This window comes from Streptomyces sp. SID3343 (assembly GCF_009865215.1).
Classification (GTDB): Bacteria; Actinomycetota; Actinomycetes; order Streptomycetales; family Streptomycetaceae; genus Embleya.
In genome coordinates, this window is record NZ_WWJX01000654.1 from 1 (window position 1) to 5,632 (window position 5,632).

The following is a 5,632-nucleotide window of genomic DNA, read 5'->3' on the forward strand; positions in this document are numbered from 1 at the left end:
AGGGCCTGCGCCTGGTCGCCCACCCGGTGATCCGCAACCGCGGCACCACCGTGGGCAGCCTCGCGCACGCCGACCCGTCCGGCGAGATGACCGCCGTGCTCGCGCTGCTCGGCGGCTCGGTCGACCTGGCCCGCAAGGGCTCGACCCGGACCGTCGCCGCCGAGGACTTCTTCGTCGGGCCGCTGGAGGCGTGCATCGAGACCGGCGAGCTGGCGGTGTCGGCGTACTTCCCGCGCCCGGCGGGCCGGACCGCGACCGAGTTCACGGAATCCGCGCGCCGGCACGGCGACTACGCGATCTGCGGTGTGGCCGCGGCCGTCACCGTGGACGAGGACCTGCGGATCGTCTCGGCCCGCGCCGCGTATCTGTCCATCTCGCCGGTCCCGCTGGTGCTCGACCTCACCGACGCTTTGATCGGGCAGACCGCCGAGACCGCCGTCTGGCGCGACGCGGCGGCCCTGGCCACGGGGCGGATCGAACCCGAGCCGGACATCCACGCGAGCGCGGAGTATCGCGCGCAGATCGCCGGTGTGCTGACCGCCCGCGCCTTGCGCACCGCGACCGAACGCGCCGCCCTGATCGACCCCGACACCGCAACAGGCACCACCGGCAGCACCGGTGCCACCAGCACCACCGGCACGAACGAGCGGAGCGCACGATGACGGAGACCGAGATCCCCACCGAACAGCAACTCGACATCCGGTTGAGCGTCAACGGCGTGCTGCGCACCACCACCGTCCCCCCGCGTCGGTTGCTCTCCGACTGCCTGCGGCACGACCTCGGCCTCACCGGTACCCACGTGGGCTGCGAGCACGGCGTGTGCGGCGCGTGCACCGTACAGATAGACGGCAAGCCGATGCGCGCGTGCCTGATGTTCGCGGTGAGCGCGCAGGGCCACGAGATCACCACCGTCGAGGGACTCGCCGACGCCGACGGTGCCATGCACCCCGTACAGCAGGCGTTCCGCGAATGCCACGGCCTGCAATGCGGGTTCTGCACGCCGGGCTTCCTCACCGTGGTCGCCGCCTATCTTGAGGAGAACCCCACGCCCACCGAGGACGAGGCGCGCGAGGCGATCTCGGGCAACCTGTGCCGCTGTACGGGCTACCAGAACATCGTCAAGTCCGTGCTGCGCGCCGCCGAGCTCACCGCCGACAAGGCCGGCAAGGGCGACACGGCAGACACGGCCGTCACGGCAGACGCGGCAGAGGAGGACGTCCGATGACCACGAAGATGTTCGGCTCCCCCGTGCAACGCACCGAGGACCTGCGCCTGTTGGTCGGCAAGGGCCGCTACCTCGACGACCTCGGCGAAGGCGCCTACGAGGCCGCGTTCGTGCGCAGCCCGCACGCCCGGGCCAGGATCACCGACATCGACGTCACGGGCGCTCTCGACGTCGAGGGCCTGGTGGCGATCTATACCTACGACGACCTCACCGACCGGGTCGCCGAGCCGCTGCCGCTGCTGATCCCGCATCCCGCGCTCACCCACGGCCGCACCGCCTACCCGCTGGCCAAGGAGTTCGTCAACCACGTCGGCGAGGCCGTCGTGATGGTCGTGGCGAGCAACCGCTACCTCGCCGAGGACGCGTGCGAGCGGATCACCGTCTCCTACGAGCCGCTCCCGCCGGTCGTGGGCATCGCCAACGCGCACCGCGCCGACCACCTCGTACACCGGGACGTACCGGGCAACTGCGCCGCGCACATGCTCCAGGAGGTCGGCGACGCCCCCGCCGCGATCGCCGCCGCGCCCAACCGGCTCGAACTCGAACTCGACATCGAACGCAGCGCCTGCATGCCGATGGAGGGCCGCGGTGTCTACGCCCGCTGGGACGCCGCCGACGCGAGCCTGCGCGTGTACACCTCGACGCAGACCTCCACCGGCGTGCGAGCAGCCGTCGCCGCCAAGCTCGACCTGCCGCTCGACCGGGTCGAGTGCATCACCCCCGACGTGGGCGGCGGCTTCGGCGTCAAGATCGTGCACCCGTGGCCCGAGGAGGTCCTGGTGCCGTGGGCGGCCCGAGCGCTCGACCACGAGGTCAAGTGGACCGAGGACCGCCGCGAACACTTCATCTCCGCGGCGCACGAGCGCGGCCAACTCCAGAGCGTGCGGGTCGGTTTCGACGACGACGGCCGGATCCTGGGCCTGGACGTGGACATCCTGCACGACAACGGCGCCTACACGCCGTACGGGATCATCGTCCCGATCATCACCTCCACCCAGCTTCTGGGCCCGTACAAGCCCGGCGCCTACCGCGTGGACTTCCGCAGCCTCTACACCAACACGGTGATCGTCACCCCGTATCGGGGCGCCGGCCGGCCGCAGGCGGTGTTCGCGATGGAACGCACGATGGACGCGATCGCCGACCACCTGGGCAAGGACCGCACCGAGGTGCGCGAGACCAACTTCATCCAACCCGACGAGATGCCCTACGACCACGGCCTGCTCTTCCAGGACGGCCGGCCGCTGATCTACGACTCGGGAGACTTCCCCGCGTCCTTGGAGCGGCTCAAGAAGCTGGTCGGCTGGGACGAGTTCGAGGCGTATCGGGCGGGGGCCCGCGCCGAGGGCCGCCGGGTCGGCATAGGCATCGCGTGCTACGTCGAGGGCACCGGCGTCGGCCCGTACGAGGGCGGTCACGTCCAGGTCGAGACGACCGGCAAGGTCAACGTCGCCACCGGCCTGACCAGCCAGGGCCAGGGACACCAGACGGTGTTCGCGCAGATCGTCGCCGACGAACTGGGCGTACCGATCGAGGACGTCACCGTCACCACCGGCGACACCCGCCGATTCCCGTACGCCGTGGGCACGTTCGCGTCCCGCGCGGCGGTGATGAGCGGCAACGCCATCGCGCTCGCGGCGCGCAACGTCAAGGCCAAGGCGCTGCGCATCGCGGGCGAGGCGCTGGAGGCCGACCCGCGCGACCTGGAGATCGTGGACGGCCACGTCCGGGTCAAGGGCAGTCCGGGCGCGTCCGTCGCGCTGGGTACGGTCGCGGTGTTGTCCAATCCGCTGCGCTACGCGTTCGACGAGGCGTCGCAGGCGGCCACCCAGCTCACCGGTGCGGCGGACTTCTCCAAGCCGCCGATCGCCGAGGGCGAGGAACCGGGTCTGGAGGGCCGCGACTACTATTCGCCGCCGACCGCGACGTTCGCCAACGGCATGCACGCGGTCATCGTGGAGACCGACCCGGACACCGCCGAGATCCGCATCCTGCGCTACTGCGTCGTGCACGACTGCGGGTATCTGATCAACCCGATGATCGTCGAGGGTCAGGTGCACGGCGGCGTCGCGCAGGGTGTGGGCGGCGCGCTGTACGAGCGCATGGAGTACGACGAGCACGGCCAGTTGGTCAACGCGTCGTTCATGGACTTCCTGATGCCGTACGCGAGCGAGGTCCCCAAGATCGAGATCGACCACCTGGAGACGCCTTCCCCGCTGAATCCGCTCGGCATCAAGGGCGCGGGCGAGGCCGGTGTCATCCCCGGCGCGGCCGTGTTCGCGTCCGCGATCGAGGACGCCGAGGGCTTCCCGATCGTGCGGATGCCCATCCAGCCGTCGGAACTGTTCCACCTGCGCAAGCGCTTCGCGGCCGGCGAGATCCCGGCCCTGCGGCGCGGCGCGGACCACTCGGCCGGCGCGGGCATCGCCCCCGGCACCCCCCGGCACACGACCAAGGAGCACGTCGCACCATGAAGGTCCAAGGAAACGCCATCCTGAACGCGCCGGCGGACAAGGTCTGGGCCGCGCTCAACGACCCCGCCGTGCTCACCCGCACCATCCCCGGCTGCGAGAAGCTGGAGGAGACCGGTCCCGACGCGTATCGGATGACCGTGACGATGGGCGTCGCGTCGATCAAGGGGACCTACCTGGGCAACGTGCAGCTCACCGACCAGGTGCCGCCGGGCTCGTTCCTGCTCAAGGCATCCGGTTCGGGCGGCCCGGGCACGGTCGCGGCCGAGGTCAAGGTCACCCTGGAGGACCTCGACGGCGGCCGGACCCGGCTCGAATACGACGCCGAGGCCGTGGTCGGCGGAGTGATCGGCGGGGTCGGCCAGCGGATGCTGACCGGTGTCGCGAAGAAGACGGCCGGCGAGTTCTTCAAGTCGGTCGACAACATCCTCACCGGGAAGACCCCGCTCGTGCCGGCGACGACGGCCGCCGCGAACGGCTCACCGGCGGCGGCCTCGACGGACGCCGCGCCCACCGGTGTGTACGCGGCGCCGGCCGCGGCCTCCCCGCTCGCGGGCATCGGCGGGGACGACTTCGCCAAGGGCGCGCTGTTCGGCGCGGCGGTGGCGCTGCTCGGCGCGATCGTCGGTGGCGTGATCGCCCGGCGTCGCTGACGCGCCCGATCGAGCAGTCACGTCCCACCGTTCGAGTCAAGGAGCAATCGACATGCGTGCGTTCACGGCGGCGGCCGTCCAACTCGTGCCTCGCCCCGGCCCGTTGACGGCGGCGGTGATCGAGGCGAACGTCGACCACGCGCTGGAGTGGGTGACTCGCTGCGTCGAGTCCACCGGCGCCGAGTTGGTCGTGCTGCCGGAAAGCGTCACCACCGGATTCACTCCCGCGCTGGGCGCCGAGGAACTGTGGGACCTCGTCGACGACGTGCCCGGCGCACTCACCGAGCCGTTCCAGGCACGCGCCCGCGAACTGGGCGTGCACCTGGTCTGGGGTACGTACGAGCGCGGCGATGAGCGCGGCGTGGTGTACAACTCGTCGGTCCTGGCCGGCCCCGACGGCCGGGTCCTGGGCGTGTACCGCAAGACCCATCCGTTCGGGCCCGAACTGCGCTCGCGTGGGGGATGGGTCACGCCGGGCGAGTTCGTGAGCGTGGTGGAGACCGATCTGGGTCGGATCGGCATGATCATCTGCTTCGACGGCGACTATCCCGAACTGAGCCGGATCCAGGCCGTACAGGGCGCCGAGATCATCTGCCGGCCGTCCGCGCTGCTGCGCTCGGCCGACCTGTGGGAACTCACCTGTCGGGCTCGCGCGTACGACAACCACGTGTATGTGATCGGCGCCAACGCCACCGGCAGCGATCCGGCGGGCGTGGTGTACTTCGGCAATTCGATGATCGTCACCCCCGGTGCCGAGGTGGTCGCGCGCGGTTCGTCGCACGAGGGCTGGGTGTCCGCCCGGCTCGATCCCGAACGCGCGCTCGCGTCGCTGACCCCGGGATCGAGCGTCCCGCAGGTCTTCGACCACCTGGCCGACCGCAACCTCGACCTGATCGCGAACTACGCGGACGATCTGGTCCGCCCGGCCGAGACCACGTTTCCGCACGGCTGACATGCCGGTGGCGCCACGTACCGAGGGACCGTCCGACGCTTCGGCGTCGGGTGGTCCCTTGCGCGTTCCCGGGTGGGTTCCCGGCACGCGGATGCGAGACCCCCACCGGCCGAGTCCACCAACTATTGCCGAGTCTCTTGGCAGATGTTGCCGATTCCGGAGCCGGCGCAGCGAAGTTGAATCTGTGTCAGCAGCCGGGCGGTTCGCCCGGACCTCGCGAATCCCTCCGATTGGAGCGCGCTGATGACGCCTGCCGCAGCGGCGGGACCCCGCCGACGGATCCGGATCGGTATCGACACCGGCGGAACCTTCACCGACGTCGTCGATCTCGAAC

The 5,632-nt window shown here is 70.8% G+C and carries 5 protein-coding genes; all 5 read left to right on the top strand.

The features are described from left to right. A partial coding sequence (locus GT354_RS20165; RefSeq protein WP_161357697.1) for an FAD binding domain-containing protein occupies positions 1–662 on the top strand: 662 nt, incomplete at its 5' end. Beyond that, positions 659–1,225 (top strand): (2Fe-2S)-binding protein, encoded by a 567-nt coding sequence (locus GT354_RS20170; protein WP_161357698.1) that lies wholly within the window; start codon positions 659–661, stop codon positions 1,223–1,225. The genes GT354_RS20165 and GT354_RS20170, both read left to right, overlap by 4 nt. Beyond that, a complete protein-coding gene (gene cutA, locus GT354_RS20175) occupies positions 1,222–3,696 on the top strand; it encodes an aerobic carbon-monoxide dehydrogenase large subunit (RefSeq protein ID WP_161357699.1) in 2,475 nt (824 codons plus the stop codon). The genes GT354_RS20170 and cutA overlap by 4 nt, the downstream gene beginning before the upstream one ends. Next, a complete protein-coding gene (locus tag GT354_RS20180; RefSeq protein ID WP_161357700.1) occupies positions 3,693–4,346 on the top strand; it encodes a carbon monoxide dehydrogenase subunit G in 654 nt (217 codons plus the stop codon). Before cutA ends, GT354_RS20180 begins: the two co-directional genes overlap by 4 nt. 52 nt (positions 4,347–4,398) lie before the next feature. Next, complete coding sequence (locus GT354_RS20185) at positions 4,399–5,298, top strand: carbon-nitrogen hydrolase family protein (RefSeq protein WP_161357701.1); 900 nt, start codon at positions 4,399–4,401, stop codon at positions 5,296–5,298. Positions 5,299–5,632: the final 334 nt, after the last annotated feature.